Source organism: Marimonas lutisalis (genome assembly GCF_005434965.1).
Lineage (GTDB): Bacteria > Pseudomonadota > Alphaproteobacteria > Rhodobacterales > Rhodobacteraceae > Marimonas_A > Marimonas_A lutisalis.
Window position 1 is genome coordinate 78,126 of record NZ_SKCI01000001.1, and the last position, 19,794, is coordinate 97,919.

Sequence of the window (19,794 nt, forward strand, 5' to 3'; positions counted from 1 at the left end):
TTTGATGGAATCGCGCGCATGTCCCTGAGATTTCGGCAGTTGCAGGCATTTCACGCGGTGATCGAGACCGGCACGGTGACCGGGGCGGCGGCGCATCTGGGCATTTCGCAGCCCGGTATTTCCAACCTGCTGAGCCAGTTGGAACGGCAAACACAGCTGACGCTGTTCGAACGGGCGCGCGGGCGGTTGGTGCCGACGCCCGAGGCGGGCGTGCTGTTCCAGGAAATCGATACGGTGGTGCGGGGCCTCGATCACGTGGCACAGGCGGTGACCGATTTGCAGAACCAGAAGGCCGGGCAGCTGCAGGTGACCGCGCCGCACGCGCTGTCGATCGGGTTCATGCCGCGCGAGATCGCGCGGTTTGCCAGGGACCGGCCCAACCTGTCGATTTCCTACCAGGCGCAGTATTCGGCGCGGATCCAGGAATGGGTGCAGGCGGGTCTGTTCGAGATCGGCATCTGCGAGGTGCCGGTGCAGCGCGACGTATTCGAGGCCGAGGTGTTCCGGTTTGAATGCCTGTGCACGGTGCCGGACGGCAGCGACCTGGCCGCGCGCGAGGAGCTGACGCCGAAGGACCTGGATGGTTATCCCTTCGTGGTGATGGGGCCCGAGCACATGACCTATCGCCGGACGCGCGATGCGTTCGACCGCGCGGGCGCGGTGTGGAACCCGCGCGTGCACACCCATCTGCACCAGAACACGCTGAGCTTTGTCAAACAGGGGTTCGGCGCGGCGCTGGTTGATCCGTTTACCACCGCGTTCGATTTCGAGGGCGGGTTTGTGGCGCGCAAGTTCGCGCCGCAGGTGACACTGGACCTGGCGATCATCACGTCACGGCAGCGGCCGCTGTCGGTGGTAGGACAGGAATTCCTGACCCAGCTGAAAGAGAGCCTGGCGGATTACGCGGTTTAGGCGACCCATTCCGAAACGGGTGCCGCCGCTTCGGACAGCGACTGCGAGTGGATGTCGACCAGGCTTGGCCCGTCATGCGCCAGCGCCTTGGCCAGCACGGTGCGCAGGTCATCGGGATCGCGCACCGTCCAGGATTTGACGCCGAAGGCCGAGGCGACGGCGGCGTGATCGGTGCGGTTGAAATCGACGTTGTAGTAGCGTTCGCCAAAGCCCGATTTCTGCCCCGCCTTGATCCAGCTGAAGGTGGAATTCGAGAACACGATCGAGGTGATGGGCATGCGGTGGCGCACCATGGTTTCATATTCGCCACAGGCAAAGCCGAAGGAGCCATCGCCCATCACGGCGATGGTTTTCACATCGGGCCGGCCGACATGGGCGCCCATGGCCGCACCGATGGAATAGCCGAGCGCCCCGTGCGCGCGGTTGGTGATGAAATGGCGGCCTGCGCGGGGCCAGCGGTAATAGGCGCTGAAATAGGGGCAGGGGGTGCCGGGATCGGCGACGACGATGGCATCGTCATCGAGCACGTCCATGAGCGTGGCGATCACCGCCTCGGGGCGGATCGGGGTTTCGCGGCTGGCGGCGAGGGGGGCGAATTGCGCCTGTTTTGCGGTCCACGCCGCGGCGGCGCGGGTGGTGCCGTTCTGGGCAGTGCACTTGCGGGCTTCCAGCGCGTCGGCGAGAGCGTCGAGCGCTAGGCGGGCATCGGCGACGATCGACACGGCGGTGTCGTAGTTGGTGCCGGGCACGGCCGGATCGCTGTCGATATGGATGACGGTGGTACCTTTGGCCGGAGAGCGCCAGCGTTCGGTGGTGACCGAGCCCGCGCGGCAGCCGATGAAGAGCACCACATCGGCGGCGTCGACCGTGGCGCGCGTGGCGGGGATGCCGCCGTTGGAGCCGACGACGCCCAGGGCCAGCGGATCGGTTTCGGCAATGGCGCCCTGGCCCGAGACGGTGGTGGCGACCGGCATGTCGAGTGCGCGCGCGACGCGGGCGAGCGCGGTGTCGGCGCCCGCGATCACCGGGCCGCCGCCGCAGATCGCGATGGCGTTCTGCGCTTTGGCGAGGATCGCCGCGGCCTCTTCGATCGCGGCGGGATCGGGGGCCTGCCGGTCGGCGGGGAAATGGGTGTGATCGGGGTCGGCATATATCTCGTCGGCGTCGACCGGGGCCTTTTGCGTGTCGAAGGGCAGCGAGAGATGCACCGCGCCGGGGGTGCCGGTGGTCATCTGGGCAAACGCCGTGCGCAGCATGGCGGGCAGTTGCGCGGCATCGTCGAGCGAGGCGTTCCACTTGGTCAGCGGTTTGAAGAGCGCGGGCTGGTCAAGCTCGGTCAGGGGGTATTTGCCGCGCGAGGTGGTGGCGACGTCCGAGGTGATGGCGAGGATCGGGATCGAGCTTTCGTTGGCTTCGACCACGCCGGGCAGGATGTAGGTGGCGCCGCCGCCGGAAGGCCCTTCGCAGACGCCGGGTTTGCCGGTGACGCGGGCATAGCCATCGGCCATGTAGGCGGCATGGCGTTCATCGCGGGTGAGGAAATGGGTGATCTGGTGATCGAGCCGCGCCAGCGCGTCATAGAAGGGCAGGGTTGTATCACCGCAGAGCCCGAACATGTGGCGCACGCCGTAAGCTTCGAGCATGCGCACGAGCGCCTCGCCGCCGGTCATCTGGTTGTGTTGTGCGTCTCGCATGGCGGGGATCTCCGGGTTGGTATTTAGGCCTGTATACAGGTTTGCATATTGATTTCAAGCCCGGGGCATGGCATGCCGGAGCGCGACACGAGATAAGGGGAACGCCATGAGCGAAGGGCGCGTCGAGGACATTTACCGCTGGCTGAAGGCCAAGGCGGTTTCCTTCGAGGTAAAACCCGGGGACCGGATCAACGAGGGCGCGCTGGCGCGGGAGTTCGGGGTGAGCCGGACGCCGCTGCGCGAGGCGCTGAACCGGCTGGTGTCGGAGCGGTTCTTTGAATTCCGCGCGGGGCAGGGATTTTACTGCCGCGGATTGGAAGCGCAGGAGATTTTCGACCTGTTCGAGTTGCGCCGCATTCTGGAGATGGCCGCCGCACGGGCGGCCTGTGAGCGGGCCAGCGACGAGGGATTGCGCGGCTTGCGCGAGGAACTTTATGCGCGGGGGCTGGAGACGCAGGGACTGAGCGTGGCGGAGGCCTGTGCGCGGGACGAGGCGTTTCACGTGGGCATCGCGCGGTTGGCGGGCAATGCCGAGCTGACCGCGCAGCTGGAGCATATCAACGAGCGCATCCGGTTCATCCGCTGGATCGAGATGCAGGCGCGGGTGAAGAAATCGAAAAAGCAGCACATGGCGATCATGGACGCGCTGGAGGCGCGCAATGCGAACAAGGCGGCGCGGCTTCTGGGCGAGCATATCGAGAAGCGGATGGACCAGATCCTGGCCTCGGTCCGCGAGGGGATCGCCAACATCTATCTTGATGGCGGCGAAGTGTTGCAGGACCAGGTGCTGACAGAGGATGCGGCATGAAGGTGCAGGGCGGCAAGGCGGTTTACGGGGCCTCGGTCGGGATCCTGATGCTGGATGCGCGGTTCCCGCGGATCCCGGGGGATATGGGCAATGCGCTGACCTGGCCTTTCCCGGTGCACTACAAGGTGGTGCGCGATGCATCGCCCGACCGGGTGGTACGTCGCGGCGCGGAAGGGATGCTTGAGGCATTCATTGCCGCCGCGCAGGAGCTGGAGCGCGACGGGGTGGATGGGATCACCACGAATTGCGGGTTCCTGGCGCTGTTCCAGGAGGAACTGGCGGCGGCGGTGAGCGTGCCGGTGGTGACGTCATCCCTGATGCAGGTGGAACAGGTGAACCGGGTACTGCCCAGGGGGCGGCGCGCGGGTGTGCTGACGATTTCGGCCACGAGCCTGACACCGCTGCACCTGGAGCGCGCACGGGTGCCCGAAGGTACGCCGATCGGCACGACGGAGGGCGGGCGCGAGTTTACCCGCGCGATCCTGGACAATGAGGAGTTCCTGGACGTGGAGGCGGCGCGGGCCGACAATGTGGAGGCGGCGCTGGCCCTGCAGAAAGCCAATCCTGAGCTGGGCGCGATCGTTCTGGAATGCACCAACATGTCGCCCTATGCGCCCGATATCGCGCGGGCGACCGGCCTGCCGGTTTTCTCGATCGTGACGCTGGTGACGTGGTTCCGGCAATCGCTGGTGCCACCTGTCTTCGAATTGCGTTAGACGCGGTCCGCCTTGCATAGTTTGCGGCGACAGAAGACGCGAAACCGGTTTGCCTACTTCTGCCCGTAGACCTCAAGTGCGGCCTTGGCAAAGGGGCGGCGGGCCGAATACGGATCAAGCCCCTGGCGCAACGCGGCAATGACACCGGCGGCTTCCCAGTAATTGTCCACTTGGAAGAACTGGCCCGGCGCCCAGGGCATGTGGGTGAGATCGTTTTCGAGGATGTTTTCGTTTTCGCGCACGGCGATGACGGTGATGCCCTGCTTGAGCGCGGCGAGCGTCGGCAGGCCGATGCATTTGTCGGGAATGACGAGGCAGGAGATGTCCTCGGCCGTGATCGCGTCTTTGGGCCAGCCCTGCGCGGTGGGATGCACGATGCGGGGGCTTTGCCGCAGGCCCTTGAGCACGCATTGGAAGTAGGTCAGGGAAATCGCTTCGGCGGCCATGCGCGGATCGACCTGGCCCACCGACATGCGGGCGATCTCGAGGCTTTCGTCGATCGGGGCATGGGCCGTAGGCACATCAAAGAGGCTTGATACGGCGTGGGTGAAGATCGCCTCGACCCCGCCCCAGGGATTGATCATCTCGCCGTCGCTTTCAAAATACTCGGTGTGATACTGCACCGGCAGATCGATCATGGTGGCAAAGGCCACGGCGTCATAGGTGCCGGCACGTTCTTCCAGCAGTCGGCAGAGGTGGTCGACCCCTTCGACCATGCCCGAGGCACGGCCCGACGCGGTGTAAGTGGCCGAGAGCCGGACCGGCGGGTCGAGCAGGACGGTTGGGCCGGTGGTGAGCCCGAAGACGGCCCGGGCGGCGTTGACGGTGTTGATCGTGGAATCCCGCAGTTGGGGTTCGGGGTGGTTGTCCATCACCGTCAGCACCCGGTTGGCGCGCACCGGCTGAAGACCGATGGTGCCCATGAAAAGGCGGGATAGAACGCTGCCTTCGACGTAGAGCGCGTTTTCCGGCATCTCGTTCAGGTCGGAGGCGTTGACCACGTTGGGGTGCAGCAGGACCCGGTCGCAGAGCGTGGCGATCACGCGGGCGGCCGGCGTGGCGTCGCCCGCGTGCCCGCCGATGGTCGAGCCGATACCGGTGGGAACCAGGAAGGCGGCGTTGAAGCTGGAGCGGTTTTCCGGGCCGCGCTGGCGGAAATCGAAGATCGAGCCCAGCTTTTCGCGCTGGGCGTCACTGGCATCTTCGATCAGGCCGACTTCACAGTGACAGAAATCGGGGTCCGACTTGGTGACGACGAAGCGGTTGGCGATGCAGTTGGGGCCGAGCGCGTCGGCGACGCTGTCGGTGGCGGCAGCCAAAGGATCGTCGGAGGCGCACAGAGCGGGGATCCGGATGTCTTTTTCGTGGATTTTCATGGTGTCATACTCCGCATCTGGCCTTGAAATCTTCGAACTCATAGCGCCGTGACAAGGTGAAGCTGCCATCGGCGGCGTGCCAGTAGACCGAGGGCAGGTTCACCCCGTTGAACATGTGCGCCTTGACCATGCTGTAGGCGCCGGCCTCTTCCACGATGACCTGTGCGCCCAGTTCCAGCGGTTCGGCAAAGGCGTATTCACCGAAGATATCACCGGCGAGGCAGGTCGCACCGGCAAGGATGTATTTGTGGGGCTGGCCTTCCTTGTCACCGGCAACAGCGGGTTCGAACTGGAATTCGAAGCTTTCCGGCATGTGGTTCACGCTGGCATCGAGCACCGCGACCGTGGCGCCGCCGCTGGCGAACAGATCGACCACAGTGGCGACCAGGCGCCCGGAGTCGCGGATGATCGAGGTACCCGGTTCCAGAAAGACCTTGAGCCCGTATTTGGAGCGCAGGAGATCGACGGCCTGATCAAATGGCGCGTAGTTCGTGCCGGGCCGGAACATGTAGCCGCCGCCGAGGTTGATCCATTGGAGCTGCTCAAGCAGTGGGCCAATATAGCGGTCGAGCTGTTCGACGGTCAGACGCAGGTCATCGAAATCCGTCGACTCGGAATTCGAATGGATGAGCAGACCGGTCAACCCGTCGAGCCGCCGGGGCTCGTTCTTGCGCACTTCGCGTAGGTCCGACAGCGGCGCGCCGAGCTTGGAATGGCGGCGGCAGGGATCGAAGCGTTCATCCTGGATCAGCGAAATCTCGGGGTTGACGCGCAGACCGAAGGCGGCGCGCGTGCTGCCCGACGGTTTGAACCGGTCCCATTGCGACAGAGAGTTGAGCGAAATCATGTCCGACAGGGCCGCGAGCTCGTCGATCTCGGCAGGCACGATGGCGGGGGTGGTGAGGTGGATCAGGCCCTGCGGGCCAAGCACCTCGCGCGCGAGCCTGGCTTCGAAGAGCGAGCTTGCGTGCAGGCCTGCGGTGAAATCGGCGAGGCGTTTCAACGCCATGGGAAAGGCGCAGGATTTCATTGCGAAGAGCAGGTTTGCACCGGCCTGGGCAGAGGCATCGCGCGCCGCTGTCACATCTGTGACCAGGGTTTTTTCGTCAAAGACATAGGCCGGGGTTTCGACCGCACCGTGCGGAATCTGCCGCCCTTCCGGCGGTTTCGGGGGCACTAGGCTATCTGGCATGGAAATCGCTCCTGCTGATCCGCCGACTACGCGAGCGGCCGTTTCCTGAAACCTTTCTAGGAAGAACTTTCCGGCGGGTCGTTGATGTCGGTCAATTTTTCCGGTTGCCGGTTGGGGGGCATCTTGGACTGGGGGACGCCGGCGAGAGCGGCGACGGTGATCCTGTCGCCGATGGGAATGCACTGGACGCGCTGCGTGATCCGGGGATCAGCTCCTTGCCGGCACGGTGGCAGAGGCCAGATCCGTGGCGGAAAGGCTGCGTTATCAAGTCTCGTGAAAGCAAAAGCTCTAGGGCGTACCTTCGCAAACTGAGTTCATTTCTCGAATGTCATAAGCTTCGTTAGTCCCTGCCTAGATTGTGCTGGCTCCGTCGGCATTTTGGGCGTGCCGTGGTGCAAACATATTACGGCAACAGACGGGCAATCTAGCCGGACGCTCTTGAGCCTTGGGAAGCGAGGTATGCATCTAACTCACCGACGAAACGGTCTGATTTGTCTGCGATCCATTCGACGAATAGTGCCCGCAGATCAGAGTTCGCCCGGGATCGCGCCCATAGGAGTCGATAGGCGTACTTTGTCCTGCACATCATTGACGGGCCGAATGGCAGAATGAGCGCCCCAGCTTTCAACGCATGGAATGCCTCCACAACGCCGCAAAGCGCCAAACCCTGACCAACTGCCGCCGCTTGAAGCCCTGAACCTGTTTTCGAGATGCGTACACCATGGTTTAGATGATCGCGGTCAAACCCGAAGGCATCGCCCCATGCCTGGAAGTCCAGCCATCCCGGGTCCTTGGTGCGATTGGTGACGTGGATGAGCGGTACACCCTTTAGCGATCGCGCGTCCGGACCCAACCCGTGCTGGTCTGCAAAAGCGGGTGAGCATACTGGGGCAACAAAATCACCGAACAACACGCGTTCTTCCAATACAGTGTCACGGGTTGGACCGTATCTGATCGCAAGATCATAGTCTTCTCTCACCAAGTCGATATCGCGATTGGATGGGTCAAAGTAAAAGTCCGCATCCGGGTATTGCAGGTGGAACTCCACAAGCATCGGCGATAGCCAATTTTCCGAAAAGGACTCCGGCAGGGTAATGCGTAGACGGCCAGCCGCGTCGTTCGGCTTCAGTTGCTCAAATGCCTGGGCAAGCCTTGCAAAGCCGTCTTCTAATAAATCCTGAACCCGCAACGCACCCTCAGTTGGCTCGATGCCCGCGCTAGAGCGAATGAACAGACTTTTGCCGAGGTAAAGTTCTAGAGACCGAACCCTTTGCCCAACAGCAGCCGGAGTAATTCCAAGTTCGTTGGCGGCCAGTGAAAAGCTCCCATGCCGCAATGTAGCGTCCAGAGCGCGCAAAGCGTTCAAATGAGAAAGATGCATGCCGATAGCCTAAAGGTCTCCTTTAGTGCATCCAAACTAAATCACGCGTGCAAAGCGCGCGCACCCGCCCATACTAAGCATTGGGGCACAGGATGCCGCCACGAAAACGGAACCATTGGGAAGACGCGACATGTTCACGCTTTATTGGGAACATCTGGCAGGCTCGATTGTGGTGCAGGCCGTCCTTGAAGAAATTGGTGCAGAATATCGACTGCACTATGTGGACATGGGCGCTGACGCACATCGCGCCACAGATTTCCTGAGGCTAAACCCAACCGGCCGGATACCGGCTCTTGGCTACGCGGATGGCAGGACGATTGGAGAGACTGCCGCGATTGTTATGCTACTAGGCGAGATGTACCCTGAGACTGGGGTCACTCCGGCGCCCGGCGATGATAATCGTGGAGAGTTTCTGTTTTGGCTGAATGTCATGACGACCTCAGGTTACATGACTGCAGCACGCCTCGGGCACCCCGAGCGTTATGCGAACAGCAGCAAAGCGATTGAGGAAGTCGGCGCAAAAGCGTCTGTCGATTACGATGCCTTTTTCGATGTCATGGAAGAGGCTATTGCGGGCGGTCCTTACTTTATCGCGAGCGGTATGACCGCGCTGGATTTCTACGTCACAATGCTGACAGAGTGGCACGCCGACAAAAAGTCTCTCTTTAGTTCACGATCCAAGCTTGGTGCGCTTTGCAAGGCTGTGAACGAAAGCTGTTCCTACAAGGCAGCAATGAAGACACATGCACTGCCGCTGACCTGAAAATACAAGCGGTCAATCTCTGCGGTTTGCTCCAATAGCTGTTTGACGGACGAAGCAGCTTCATTTGACATTCCTTTTCCGCCTGGTGAGCAGTGCTCCCGATAAGGCAAGACTGGATGTTCTAAGGGCTTGTCGTGGCGTTTCTTAAGGCTGCTGCCCAATCCTCGAGATGACTATCGTGATATGGGCCTTGCTCAGACTTGAAGGTGACGACCCCTTTGGCGTCGAGAACATACAAGCGCTCGGGTGCTCCAGCATAACCTTCATTTATCCGATTGTCTGGCCAATCCAGGACCACTTGGCTGTGAAAACTGTAAGCCGTTCGCCAATCATGGGCCACCTTGGCTCGCTCATTCATATCTGATGGTTGAGCGTACATAATTCCGTCGGCACGGTTTGAGTTTGTGTTCCATCCGTCTGTCGGATGCGCTTCCAGAGTGTAAACGAAGACGAACTGAACTGAGTTTTCGAATTCGCCAATCAAATGTTTCATACGCTCGGATTGACGACGAAATATGGGACATGTGTAGCTGCCGAAAATCAACGAGACAGGCGCACCACGCAGACTAGACAACGTGAATAAATCGGATGAAACCCTTCCATCCCGTTTCAAAACGTTGCTGAAAAGTCAGGAGCCCTTTCACCTATGTTGGCTTGGCATCTCTCTTCCGCCGCCGCTGCGTTATCGAGATAGTCAAGAAAATCAGCTTTGCTTAGGCTCATCGCATCTTGGAATTCATCATCGGACATGCTGTCCATCTGATCACGCATACTGAATGCAATTTTGCTCATTTTTCTTCCTCCACCACGCCAAACCTACCACGCTTGGCCAAGAAGTCTGTAGCGGACGTTCGCTAGCTTCTTCAGTTACGACTGCTCAGCGGACGAAGCTGCCGTTCGCTGCGCGGCAGAAATAACGAGAATGTTGGACAACGGCTGTGTGGATTAACCTGTGGCGTTACCGGCTGCGGCCGCTTCTTCCAAATCCGGTGACCTTTCGAACGCTGCCTTTCTGACGGCCTTTACGTTCCTCGCGATTTCGGCAAGATGGCGGTGATCCGTACCGCAGCACCCGCCCCAAATATCCATCCACGGAAAACGTTCCGCTACCCCGCCCATTTGGCGGCCGAGTTCCACGGGGTCGCCGTCTTCAATGTGCCCGAGCTTGCACAGAGCAATTTTGTCCATCGCGGCGGCATTCGGGCGAATGCAGCGGAGCCGTTCCAGCCACGTTCCCGGCGCAAGCGCGGGCTCGAATTCAAGTGGATGCGAGCAGTTTATAGAATGCCATGCGACACCACCTGGCACCGCAGCGTCGACCTGAGTAACCGCCTCCTCGAGGGTTGGACCTGAGTTCCGACGGCTTTCGCTGTTCAGGCTCCATGAGACGGCGAGGGGTTGACCCAAGGCCTTTGCAGCGCGTGCCATCCCGATCACCTCGGGAATGTTTTTCTGCGTGGCCGCCCAGACCAGATCGACCTTGCCTTTGACGGTTTCGATTTGAACCGAATGGTAGTCCTCGGCCTCGGCTTCCGTAATGGCGCCGCCGGTGCTGTAGGCATCGCCGCGCGGGCCAAGCCCTTCGTTGATGCGGAAATCGGGAACCTGCCCGATGTAGGATTTTCGAAGCTCTTTGAGAAAGTCGATGCCCACAAGGGTCGCCTCCTTCAGCCCATCCTGCGACAGGCCGAGCTTGGCGCCCCAGTCAAGGCTTGCCCGGTAGCCGATCCAGCCAAGCAGCAGGCCAGTCTTCTCGGCAGCGGCAACATCGCAGACACGCTCGTAGATACCCCTGAAAATGGCGCGTTCTGCGGGATCTGAGAGGATCGCTAAGGCGGCGAAACAGGGCAGATCGATACCATGCAGATATAGGAGTTCGGTCTCGAACCCGCCCTCCGTCAGATAGATGAGATCATCATATGGGGTTGGATGGCTGAAAGACATGGACGTCTCCTCGGTTGGGTCCGAATACGGGCGGATTGGCGGAAACCTACGAGGCGGACGCCAATCCTGCCGATCTGACAGGCTTTACTATTGCGGTTCGATGTTCTGATTGAAACGGAACATGTTGCCCGGGTCGTACTGCGCCTTGATCCTTGCGAGACGGTCGTAGTTTTCGCCGAATGCCGCGCGGGTCAGGGCGCTGTCCTCGCCATGGCCGGGAAAGTTCAGGTAAGCGCGACCTTCATGGCCGAAAGGCTCGGCGCACGCCCAGCTGTCGCGAGCCCATGCGATATTCGCGTCGTCATCAGCGGCGTTCGCCCAGACGCCGTCAGCGGAATACATCCAGCCCATGGACCGGTCGCCAAAGGCCGTCGCGCCCGGCGGCACGGACCGGACCGCGCTGCCCATGTTCCACAGGGACGAAATCGTGTTGGGCGAAGGTGCACGCAGGGCGTTTTCCATGGCCAGATCGATCATTTCGTCAGGTAGATCGGTGAGATAGCGCGCCTTCCAGTAGCAGCGCATCTCGCCAAAGGGTGTTTGTGCGTCAAACAGTCTTTGGATGTCGTTATAGGGCATACGGCCAGAGAAATCCGTCACCAGGGGCCCCAGTTCGCGAAGCGGTTTGGCGAGAGCCTCGGCAGCATCCGGCGCACCTGTGGCGATACCTACGAGAGCGAAGACCTTCTTGCCCCATGCCTCGCGCGGGAAATCGTCGTCTTCCGGCACGGTCGAGAATTCGCAGATCATCGCGAGATCCTCATCATGTTGAGCGACGTAGTCGCGCCATGCGCGGATCGGTCCGGGGCCATCTTCGACCGCATAGATCGGAGCGATGAACAGAACCTCTGGGCCGACCGGATGCAGCGCAAATTCGAAGCGCACGACAACGCCGAAATTCCCGCCTCCGCCTTTCAACGCCCACAGCAGATCCGGATTTTCATCGGCGCTGGTGCGCACGAGTTTCCCCTCAGCGGTCACGACATCCGCTGCGACCAGATTGTCGATCGTCAGGCCGTGGCGCGCCCGCAAGTGGCCAAAACCGCCCGAGAGCGTGAGACCTGCCACGCCTGTCTCGGAAATCAGCCCGCCCGGTGTGGCCAGACCGAAGGCTTGTGTTTCCCGATCCACCTCCGCCCATGTCGCACCTCCCTCGACCACGGCGATCCGTTTCTGAGGATCGACATGGACCGTGCGCATCTGCGAGAGATCGATCATGATGCCGCTGTCGCACGCGGCGTGGCCGGCTACGTTATGGCCGCCGCCCCGGATGGACACCGGCAGGTCCAGGGCCGTCGCGAAACGCACCGCTTGAATAACATCCGCTGTGCCGCGGCACTGGGCGATAGCCGACGGGCGGCGATCGATCATCGCGTTCCACAACTGTCGAGCGGCATCGAAACCGGCATCTGCTTCTGTCAGAACGCGGCCTGCGAAATCGGATTTGAGGTGATCTATCGAAATTCTCTGGGCGTCCATTAGAGCCTCCCTGCGTTATGTATGGATCAACTATTGGACAGGGTTTCCAGCGAAGACAGTGGCAAAAAGGATGAAAACGTGCGAGATTTGACAATGGTACTCGCACATAACGACAGGACCGTGCCGAAAGTGACAGAGAACAGGAAATCCTCGCAGCGGCGTCCGAAGATTGTGCTGCTGGCTTCGCCCGAGACATCGGCCATGGTCCTCTACGGGCTTTACGATGTCTTAACAACCGTGGGGGGCGTCTATCCAGAACTGGTCAAGGGAGCGCCGGAGCGCGAGTTGCTTGAGGTGCAGATAGCGTCAGCGGACGGGCAACCTTTCAATTGCGTGGGCGACATTCCCGTAAAGCCTCATTTGAGCCTGAACGATCTTGCTACGCCCGGAAAACGCCCAGACGCGGTCATCGTCTGTGACATGTATGTGGCCGTCACAGCGGTGCCCACCGGCCGGTATCCAAGGGAATGCGCGTGGCTTCGTGAGATACATGCTGCGGGTGTTCTGGTGTCATCCGTGTGTTCCGGATCTTTGGTGCTTGCCGACTCCGGGATACTGGAAGGCCGCGAGGCGACGGCGCACTGGGCCTATCGGGACATGTTCCACCGGTATTATCCAAAGGTCACCTTCGTCGAGAACTCGGCTCTGTGCCTCAAAGCGGAAAGCGCCGGGATCGTCACCGCCGGGGCCGTAAGTGCCTGGCATGATCTCGCCTTCTATCTCATTGCACGCTTTTGCGGCTATCGGCACGCCGTCGATACCGCCAAGGTCTTTCTGATGACCGATCACGTCGAGGGGCAATCACCCTACGCGGTCATGACACGCCCGATGGAGGTCAAGGATGCTCTGATTGCAGAATGCCAGTCATGGATCGCTGAGAATTACGAATGCTCTAACCCAGTCGAGCGGATGGTCGAGCGATCGGGTCTCAGCGCCCGGACCTTCGCGCGCCGGTTCAGGTCAGCCACTGGCTACACTCCCATGGACTACGTGCAGGCGCTGCGCATCGAAGAGGCCAAGCAGGAGCTTGAACGCGACAACCGCCAGATCGATGATATCGCGACAGCGGTCGGCTACGAGGACAGTTCTTCCTTCCGACGGATTTTCAAGAAACGGGTTGGACTCAGCCCCGCTGCTTATCGAAAAAAGTTCCAGAATCTCGCAGCGCTGGCCAGCAAGTATTCCCCGGATACAATCCCGGTCTGATTTCCGGGATTAATAATAGGTATTCTCTGTGCGCCGAAAGTTGGCCGGGGACGCCATCGCACAAAATGCTGCGTCTTACGCTAAGGTCCGAGAAGGGCTCCTAGCGGCCCCCTACGGCAGTGCAGAGCATATCCCCGCTTCAAGGTTATCTGATGTCGGCTTCCTTTTGCACGGCATGACCGGCTCGCACCTGCGGAGAAAGTCCGCTTCCTGTCGACGAATTGCCAAACTGTAGAGAACAAGCAATGATTGGTTGCCTAAGTGGCAAGGATCAAAGCAGGTGCCAGACAGACGTTTATTTGCAAGGTTATGCGGGCTTCCGACCGTTGAATGGTCAGATGGCAAAGCCGTGCGTTTCCCAAGTAAACGCGGGCTGGCGCTTTTTGCATACCTCGCACTTAGACCAGGGGAACGCGTTTCTCGGGACGTTCTTGCAGACCTGCTATGGGCCGACCGAGATCCAAGTTCTGCGCGAACGGCGCTGCGCGGCACCATCTACGAACTCAAGCAAGCATTAGGGCCAGCGGCAGGCGAAGTGCTCGAAGTCAATCCCAGTCATCTCTCGATTGCCTCGGAAATGGTGGAGTCCGACGCTACAAGTGGTACGCCTCCGGGGGAAGCGCGCGAGTTTCTTTCAGGTGTTGAAATCGGCTCACCGGCATTCGGCGATTGGCTTGCAGAGACTCGCATACGGCTGTCCGAGGCCGCGAACGCTCAAGCTTTGGATACTGCTGAAGCCGCTCTTGCCGAAGGGAACGGCCAGCGCGCATTTGAAATCGCGACCGAACTCATCGCTTTGGACATATTCAACGAACCAGCGCACCGACTTTCGATGCGGGCCAAGGTTGCGCTTGGGCGACGGTCTGATGCACTTCAGGATTTCGATAAGTTGTGCATCTTTCTGGACAAAGAACTCGACGCTCAGCCTGACGTTCAGACGATGGACCTTAGTGAACACATCCGGCGTGGCGAAAGATTGCTGCCGCGGGAAAAGTTGCGGCGCCCTTCCGTGCCCTCGATTGCCGTTATGCCATTCGTCAACCGAACTGGCGCGAAGGAACAGAGTCACATTGTCGATGGCCTGTTTGAGACCATTGCAAGCGGCCTGTCACGCGACCATTCGCTTTTTGTGATTTCGACAGATTCGACAGCTAGTTACCGCACCCTACGAGTCAAACCGGCCGAAGTCGCGAGCGAGCTTGGCGTGCGTTACCTTGTCGAGGGACAGGTTCGAATGGACCGCGAACGAATGCGGCTTGATATCCAGCTCGTCGACGGTGTGCGCGGCGTGCTAGTCTGGAGCCAAAGTTACGATTGCGCTCGCCCCGAGCTGCTAGAGGTACAAGACGATATCGTTTCGCGTATCGTTGCCACGTTGCGTGGCTACAAAGGTGTCATACAACGTTCGGAACTGCGCCGGGCACGATCGAAATCCGAAGTTGACCTAACGGCCTACGACTTGCTGATGAAGGGCATGGCCCTGAAAGAACGTTTCCTCAAAGATGACATGCGCGCGGCTCGCGCTCTCTTCGAGCGTGCGGTCTCCATCAGCCCTACAATGGCGGCGGCGCATGGCTGGCTTGCATGGACATGGTTTTTCGAGGTCTACATGGGCTGGACCGATACGCCTGAGATTGCCCTCAACGAAACCTTCCGTGCTGCGCAGCAAGCGTTGGACCTTGATCCGGATCTGGACTTCGCTCACTGGGCAGTCGGTGCCGCGTACCTGGCTGCCGGGGACAATGAACACGCGTTGTCGGCGTTCAAACGTGCTTTGGACCTGAACCCCAACAATTCCGACGCAATGGCGAACATGGCATGGCCTCTGGTTTTCACCGGTCGGATTGCCGAGGCTCTTGAGAGTCTTCGTCAAGCCATGCGGCTCAACCCATTTTATCCCGAATGGTATCTGTGGGGTCTTGGAATGGCTCTTTATGCGCAGGGTGATTGCGCCGAGGCCGCGCACAAACTGTCGCAGATGAACCAACCCAACGATCATAGCCTCGCCTTTATGGTTGCCGCGTTGGCCGAGAGCGGCGCGGCTAACGAAGCAGCAAAAGCGCGGAACAGATTACTCTCCATTGCGCCGCATTTCCAAGTGGGGCGCTGTGTGGATGCGCTGCCTTTTTCTGATGCCTCTGTTGCTGATCGTCTGCGCGCGTCCTTGAAACAAGTGGGGTTACCAGACTGAATTTGTGACTGGACGGACGAGGTTCCGACGGTTTTCCGACGCTTGATTCGCAGATTGGCAGTCATGGTCAGAAAAAGGAGTACGGAACCATGCTACAGAACGACAAAGACGCCATCCAAGACGCAATCGGGCGCTATTTCGAAGGGATGAAAACCGCGGACATTGCTCTTCTGAAAAGCGCCTTTCACGAACATGCCAACTTTTTCGGCGACTTCGGGCCTGACCTCTGCGAAGCCCCGATCCAGGGGTTGTTCGATTGGGCTTCAACCGAATTGCAGCCCGGTCAAACCGGTCCCAATCATCGTATGGAGATCGATGATATCCGCGTATTGGGAAACGTCGCGGTCGTGCATTGCCGTGAGCTCGATTTTATGGGGGGCGACTGTGAAGAAGTCTTCACTCTGGTTAAGTCGGCCGGAGGTTGGCTGATTACCAACAAGTCCTGGGCGGATGTCTAGACATCACGCAGTTGCACGCAGAGAAACGTTTCGGACCGGGTCGGAATCAAGAAAGGCCCGGTTTGAGCTGCCCTCCCCCTCGGAAGCACGGAACCATGGAAAGCATTTGCGAACTGGCTGCTGGCCTTCGCACAGAACGTCGGAACTTTCCGTCTGAGGTTGCCAAAAAGCCGCGCCGCGGAAAAAGGCCCGCTCTGGGCTCAACGCCTTCGTTCGCTGCAGCATGGTTTAAGGGCTCCATTGCGGACAAACCCGACAGTCACCGCGCGAAACCTAGAAACGAGCAATGCCTTTTCTCAGCAAATCGTCGAGCTTTGGATCAAGAAAGATGTCGATGGCACCTGCCCTAAAGTCGGAAACGAACTTGGGTGTGAACGCGTTCAGTGTCTGAAGATGCTCGCGCGCCTTATCGTGCCGATTCAGCAATCCGTAGCATGCAGCCACCAACAAGCGGCGATAGGGAACGTTCGGCTGTGTTTCTATTGCGAGCTCACCCCAGTGAACGGCATCTTCAAGCTCATCCTCAGAGAAACTTGCCAAAGCCAATGCGAGGTATGTTACCTTCCCGAACAGACGAGCGCGGTCCTGTGCTGCTCCAGGATCCTCCGCATCATTACTACGAACAGACAGCGGCCGACCTGCTCTCCAGGCTTAATCCTCCCCGGCATGTTTGGGTCTTCGCGGCGGGTTCTCTGATTTGGAATCCGTGAATGGACGTGGCCGAACGCCGGGCCGCTCATGTAACGGGCTGGAGCCGTGCATTCTGCCTGTCTGACCGACGATTCCGGGGGTGTCCTTCCAAACCGGGGCTCATGATGGCGCTTGATCGCGGCGGTGCCTGTTCCGGCGTCGCTCTCAGAATGGACACCGGAGATCATCCGGAAGCTGCACTTGTGGATCTCTTGAAAAAAGAGCCGCCGGTTCCACCCGAGCTGGTTTCTGCCGAGACAGAAGCCGGGACGGTAGAAACCATCTTGTTTGCTGCCAAGCCTAGTTTCCCACTTTATCAGCCGGAACCGCCTGTCGAGGATCTTGCTGACATACTGGGTTCGGCCGTTGGCCATGTCGGAACGATGGCCGAATATCTGCTGAACACAGTGATTGAGCTGGAACGGGCGGGTCTGCGCTCAGACACTTTGAACTGGTCACGGACATGGTCGATACAGGCACGCCGACGAGCGGGGCTCAGAAGTTTCCCTTTGCGGCCTCCTTCAGGATCAGCTTGTCCAGTGTCAGAAGGCGATCCGGGGCGATATGTAGTGGTCCCTCAGCTCTTTCGGGACGCGGCGACTGAAATAGAAAACCCCGTCTTTCACGAAGGTAAACGGGCGCGAAATGGTCTCCGACATGGTCTACGGCTCCTAGCAGTGGCTAAAAGCTGGAGCAAAACCAATGGGTTAGCTTTGGAAGTGGTGCCCGGGGGCGGAATCGAACCACCGACACGAGGATTTTCAATCCACTGCTCTACCCCTGAGCTACCCGGGCACGGGAAAGCGAAAGCCGCTTTGGGTTGCAGCGTTCTAGACGCGGGCGGCGTTGGTGACAAGAGGGTTTTGCAAATTTTCAGTGGGGTTTGAGCGGACCCTCTGAAAGTGCTTTTTCCAGCTCTTCGACAGCCTCTTCGATATCGTCGGGATTCTCGGACGGGATGGCGTATCGGCCACCCAGCCAGCGCGCGAGGTCAAGGTCGGCACAGCGCTTCGAGCAGAAGGGGCGGTATTCGGGATCGGTGTCCGAGGAGCAGATCGGGCAGGTCATGGCAGAAGGTCGATGGTTGGAATGCGGGCGCGTTTGCGTTGAAGTTCATAGTGGCCGAGCGGCGTCCAACCTGCAAGCACGGTGTCGATGCCATCGGCCCGCAGCACACCGCGCAGTGCATTTTCGAAGGTGCGGCGCTCTTTCTTCGGCATCGGCGCCACGTCGAGAGTGATCTGGCCGCCCAGCCCGCGCAGGCGCAGTTGGCGGGGCAGTTCGCGCGCGGTGGCGAGGTTGGCCTTGAGGCCGGCGGCGAGCGAGGTATCGGCCCCAGTGTTCACATCAACGGCGACAAGCGCGCGGGTGGGCTCGATGAAAAGCGTGCCGCCGCCGGGCAGGGGCGCCTCGGCGGATTTGAGCGCCTCCAGCGCGTCGAGCACGCCGTGGCTGGCAAAGCAGCCCGCATCGGTGACCACTTCGGCAGGGTCGGTCCAGTCGCGCCAGGCCAGCGCGTGGGGGCCGTCGCCTTCGGCCAGGGTCTCGGCGCCGGTGCCGCTGTCGGCCATGACCTGGGTGGCAAAGCCCGCCATGGCGTGGATGTCCTCGGCGATCTCGTCGTCGGGGGCCTCGAGACAGGAGGAGCGCAGGATGAGGCCCATGTCACTGTCGCCCATCGTGTCGCGGGCGATAACCAGCAGCGCGTCGCGGCGGTCGTCATTGCGGATCCGGCGCGAGATGTTGAGACCGGGCGCGTCGGGCGTGACGATGGCGTAGCGGCTTTTGAACAGAATCCGATCGGTCACCGGAATCGCCTTGCCCGGTTCCGCATAGCCGGTGACCTGCACCAGTTTTTCCGCGCCGGGAGAGATTCCGCGAACCTGCCGCAGGAAGGCGTCCCCATCGGGCGTGGAGAAGAACATACCGCCCTGACCCTTAACAGGCCTTAACGCCACCGCGCGGTAGATCGTGCCCGGGCGCGGCACGTCGGCGTCGATCAGCAGGTCATCGAGTTTGCCATCCACCATGAGCGCCGCGGCCTCGCGGTTGCCAAGGTGATCGAGGAGAATCTGGCGGCCTTTCATGTGGATCTCCAGACAGGATAGCCCGCGGCCTGCAAAAGCTGCGCGGTTTCCGCCAGCGGCAGGCCGACGACGGCGGTGAACGAGCCCTGGATCCACGGGATCAGTGCGCCGGCCGGGCCCTGGATGCCATAGCCGCCGGCCTTGCCTTCCCAGTCGCCGGTGGCGAGATAGCCGTTCAGTTCGTCATCCGAGAGACGCTTCATCTTCACGGTGGTGACGACATCGCGTTCCCAGAGCCTGTCGCCGCGTTTGACTGCGACGGCGGTGATGACATTGTGACGGCGCCCCGACATGGCGACCAGAAATTCGGCCGCTTCGCCCGCGTTGACGGGTTTGCCCAGTATCCGGCGCCCGAGCGCCACGGTGGTATCGGCACAGAGCACGACATCGTCGGCGCCGGCCTGAACGGCGGCGACCTTTTCACGGGCCATGCGCGCGCAATAGGGGCGGGGAAGCTCGGACTTGAGGGGGGTTTCGTCGATCTCGGGGGGGCGGATATCGTCCGCCACGACCCCGATGGTTGCCAGCAGCTCTCGCCTGCGGGGGCTGCCCGATCCCAGGATAAGCTGCACTTTGTTCATTTGATTCCGTATCTTATCCGAAAACCGGTTTCCACTTTTCGGGATGCGGACATCGCCGCTTACTTGAAGCGATAGTTGATCCGACCCTTGGTCAGATCGTAAGGCGTCATTTCCACCTGGACCTTGTCGCCAGCCAGAACGCGGATGCGGTTCTTGCGCATCTTGCCTGCCGTGTGCGCGATGATCGTATGGCCGTTTTCCAGCTCGACCAGAAATGTCGCGTTCGGCAGGAGTTCCTTCACGACACCGGGAAATTCGAGCAGTTCTTCCTTGGCCATGTTCTCTCCTTCACTACACATCCCGCCTGACTGCGGGC

Annotated in this window: 21 protein-coding genes, 1 tRNA gene and 2 pseudogenes; 8 read left to right on the forward strand and 16 right to left on the reverse strand. The window is 60.5% G+C overall.

What is annotated here, in order from left to right:
• The first annotated feature begins 18 nt into the window (after nt 1-18).
• Entirely contained in the window at nt 19-912 is an 894-nt protein-coding gene (locus tag E0501_RS00365) for a LysR family transcriptional regulator (protein WP_137699380.1), read from the forward strand.
• On the opposite strand, the gene E0501_RS00370 is transcribed toward E0501_RS00365, so the two are convergent.
• Nucleotides 909-2,606 carry a thiamine pyrophosphate-binding protein gene (locus E0501_RS00370; protein WP_193555865.1) on the reverse strand — a complete coding sequence of 566 codons (1,698 nt, stop codon included), beginning with the start codon at nt 2,604-2,606 and terminating at the stop codon, nt 909-911. The genes E0501_RS00365 and E0501_RS00370 overlap by 4 nt on opposite strands.
• Before the next feature lie 106 nt (nt 2,607-2,712).
• Here E0501_RS00370 and E0501_RS00375 point away from each other — a divergent pair, with 106 nt between their 5' ends.
• Both E0501_RS00375 and E0501_RS00380 read left to right on the forward strand, forming a co-directional pair.
• Nucleotides 2,713-3,414: a GntR family transcriptional regulator gene (locus E0501_RS00375; RefSeq protein WP_137699381.1), complete on the forward strand. Its 702-nt coding sequence runs from the start codon at nt 2,713-2,715 to the stop codon at nt 3,412-3,414.
• Nucleotides 3,411-4,130, forward strand: coding sequence for an aspartate/glutamate racemase family protein (locus E0501_RS00380; RefSeq protein WP_137699382.1), 720 nt, complete (start codon nt 3,411-3,413; stop codon nt 4,128-4,130). Before E0501_RS00375 ends, E0501_RS00380 begins: the two co-directional genes overlap by 4 nt.
• Nucleotides 4,131-4,183: 53 nt before the next feature.
• Here E0501_RS00380 and E0501_RS00385 read toward each other — a convergent pair whose 3' ends face one another.
• From E0501_RS00385 to E0501_RS00395, 3 genes are all read right to left on the reverse strand, one after another.
• Nucleotides 4,184-5,506 (reverse strand): DUF3326 domain-containing protein, encoded by a 1,323-nt coding sequence (locus E0501_RS00385; protein ID WP_161594515.1) that lies wholly within the window; start codon nt 5,504-5,506, stop codon nt 4,184-4,186.
• A 4-nt stretch (nt 5,507-5,510) separates the two neighbouring features.
• Nucleotides 5,511-6,698, reverse strand: a complete 1,188-nt coding sequence (locus tag E0501_RS00390) for a type III PLP-dependent enzyme domain-containing protein (RefSeq protein ID WP_137699384.1) — start codon at nt 6,696-6,698, stop codon at nt 5,511-5,513.
• Between the two features lie 424 nt (nt 6,699-7,122).
• Nucleotides 7,123-8,079 carry a LysR substrate-binding domain-containing protein gene (locus E0501_RS00395; protein ID WP_137699385.1) on the reverse strand — a complete coding sequence of 319 codons (957 nt, stop codon included), beginning with the start codon at nt 8,077-8,079 and terminating at the stop codon, nt 7,123-7,125.
• A 130-nt stretch (nt 8,080-8,209) separates the two neighbouring features.
• On the opposite strand from E0501_RS00395, the gene E0501_RS00400 reads away from it, so the two are divergent.
• A complete protein-coding gene (locus E0501_RS00400; RefSeq protein ID WP_137699386.1) occupies nt 8,210-8,842 on the forward strand; it encodes a glutathione S-transferase family protein in 633 nt (210 codons plus the stop codon).
• A gap of 121 nt (nt 8,843-8,963) precedes the next feature.
• Here E0501_RS00400 and E0501_RS00405 read toward each other — a convergent pair whose 3' ends face one another.
• From E0501_RS00405 to E0501_RS00420, 4 genes are all read right to left on the reverse strand, one after another.
• Nucleotides 8,964-9,455, reverse strand: a complete 492-nt coding sequence (locus E0501_RS00405; protein WP_137699387.1) for a deiodinase-like protein — start codon at nt 9,453-9,455, stop codon at nt 8,964-8,966.
• Nucleotides 9,452-9,634 carry a hypothetical protein gene (locus tag E0501_RS00410; RefSeq protein ID WP_137699388.1) on the reverse strand — a complete coding sequence of 61 codons (183 nt, stop codon included), beginning with the start codon at nt 9,632-9,634 and terminating at the stop codon, nt 9,452-9,454. The genes E0501_RS00405 and E0501_RS00410 overlap by 4 nt, the downstream gene beginning before the upstream one ends.
• 153 nt (nt 9,635-9,787) lie before the next feature.
• Nucleotides 9,788-10,786, reverse strand: a complete 999-nt coding sequence (locus tag E0501_RS00415; RefSeq protein ID WP_137699389.1) for a homocysteine S-methyltransferase family protein — start codon at nt 10,784-10,786, stop codon at nt 9,788-9,790.
• An 87-nt stretch (nt 10,787-10,873) separates the two neighbouring features.
• On the reverse strand, nt 10,874-12,157 hold the full coding sequence (locus E0501_RS00420) for an FAD-binding oxidoreductase (RefSeq protein WP_161594516.1): 1,284 nt from the start codon (nt 12,155-12,157) through the stop codon (nt 10,874-10,876).
• A gap of 129 nt (nt 12,158-12,286) precedes the next feature.
• Here E0501_RS00420 and E0501_RS00425 point away from each other — a divergent pair, with 129 nt between their 5' ends.
• From E0501_RS00425 to E0501_RS00435, 3 genes are all read left to right on the forward strand, one after another.
• Nucleotides 12,287-13,471, forward strand: coding sequence for a GlxA family transcriptional regulator (locus tag E0501_RS00425; protein ID WP_137699391.1), 1,185 nt, complete (start codon nt 12,287-12,289; stop codon nt 13,469-13,471).
• A 280-nt stretch (nt 13,472-13,751) separates the two neighbouring features.
• A complete protein-coding gene (locus E0501_RS00430; RefSeq protein ID WP_161594518.1) occupies nt 13,752-15,662 on the forward strand; it encodes a BTAD domain-containing putative transcriptional regulator in 1,911 nt (636 codons plus the stop codon).
• Nucleotides 15,663-15,751: 89 nt separating this feature from the next.
• Complete coding sequence (locus E0501_RS00435; protein WP_137699393.1) at nt 15,752-16,120, forward strand: nuclear transport factor 2 family protein; 369 nt, start codon at nt 15,752-15,754, stop codon at nt 16,118-16,120.
• A gap of 273 nt (nt 16,121-16,393) precedes the next feature.
• Here E0501_RS00435 and E0501_RS00440 read toward each other — a convergent pair whose 3' ends face one another.
• Complete coding sequence (locus E0501_RS00440; RefSeq protein WP_137699394.1) at nt 16,394-16,666, reverse strand: hypothetical protein; 273 nt, start codon at nt 16,664-16,666, stop codon at nt 16,394-16,396.
• Between the two features lie 164 nt (nt 16,667-16,830).
• Here E0501_RS00440 and E0501_RS21790 point away from each other — a divergent pair.
• Nucleotides 16,831-17,181, forward strand: a pseudogene (locus E0501_RS21790) (gamma-glutamylcyclotransferase); the annotation flags it as partial.
• A gap of 50 nt (nt 17,182-17,231) precedes the next feature.
• Here the strand turns inward: E0501_RS21790 and E0501_RS00450 are convergent.
• From E0501_RS00450 to infA, 7 genes and pseudogenes are all read right to left on the reverse strand, one after another.
• A pseudogene (locus E0501_RS00450) lies at nt 17,232-17,356 on the reverse strand (IS3 family transposase); the annotation flags it as partial.
• Nucleotides 17,353-17,469 carry a DUF6538 domain-containing protein gene (locus tag E0501_RS21730; RefSeq protein WP_328591462.1) on the reverse strand — a complete coding sequence of 39 codons (117 nt, stop codon included), beginning with the start codon at nt 17,467-17,469 and terminating at the stop codon, nt 17,353-17,355. The gene E0501_RS21730 and the pseudogene E0501_RS00450, both read right to left, overlap by 4 nt.
• Nucleotides 17,470-17,530: 61 nt before the next feature.
• Nucleotides 17,531-17,605 (reverse strand) — tRNA-Phe (locus E0501_RS00455).
• Between the two features lie 78 nt (nt 17,606-17,683).
• Nucleotides 17,684-17,878 carry a DNA gyrase inhibitor YacG gene (locus E0501_RS00460; RefSeq protein ID WP_137699395.1) on the reverse strand — a complete coding sequence of 65 codons (195 nt, stop codon included), beginning with the start codon at nt 17,876-17,878 and terminating at the stop codon, nt 17,684-17,686.
• Complete coding sequence (locus E0501_RS00465; RefSeq protein ID WP_137699396.1) at nt 17,875-18,897, reverse strand: ribonuclease E/G; 1,023 nt, start codon at nt 18,895-18,897, stop codon at nt 17,875-17,877. Before E0501_RS00465 ends, E0501_RS00460 begins: the two co-directional genes overlap by 4 nt.
• Nucleotides 18,894-19,469: a Maf family protein gene (locus E0501_RS00470; RefSeq protein ID WP_137700794.1), complete on the reverse strand. Its 576-nt coding sequence runs from the start codon at nt 19,467-19,469 to the stop codon at nt 18,894-18,896. The genes E0501_RS00465 and E0501_RS00470 overlap by 4 nt, the downstream gene beginning before the upstream one ends.
• A gap of 68 nt (nt 19,470-19,537) precedes the next feature.
• The gene (gene infA / locus E0501_RS00475) at nt 19,538-19,756 is read right to left on the reverse strand and encodes a translation initiation factor IF-1 (protein ID WP_008186030.1); all 219 of its coding nucleotides are present in this window, start codon (nt 19,754-19,756) and stop codon (nt 19,538-19,540) included.
• Nucleotides 19,757-19,794 lie beyond the last annotated feature (38 nt).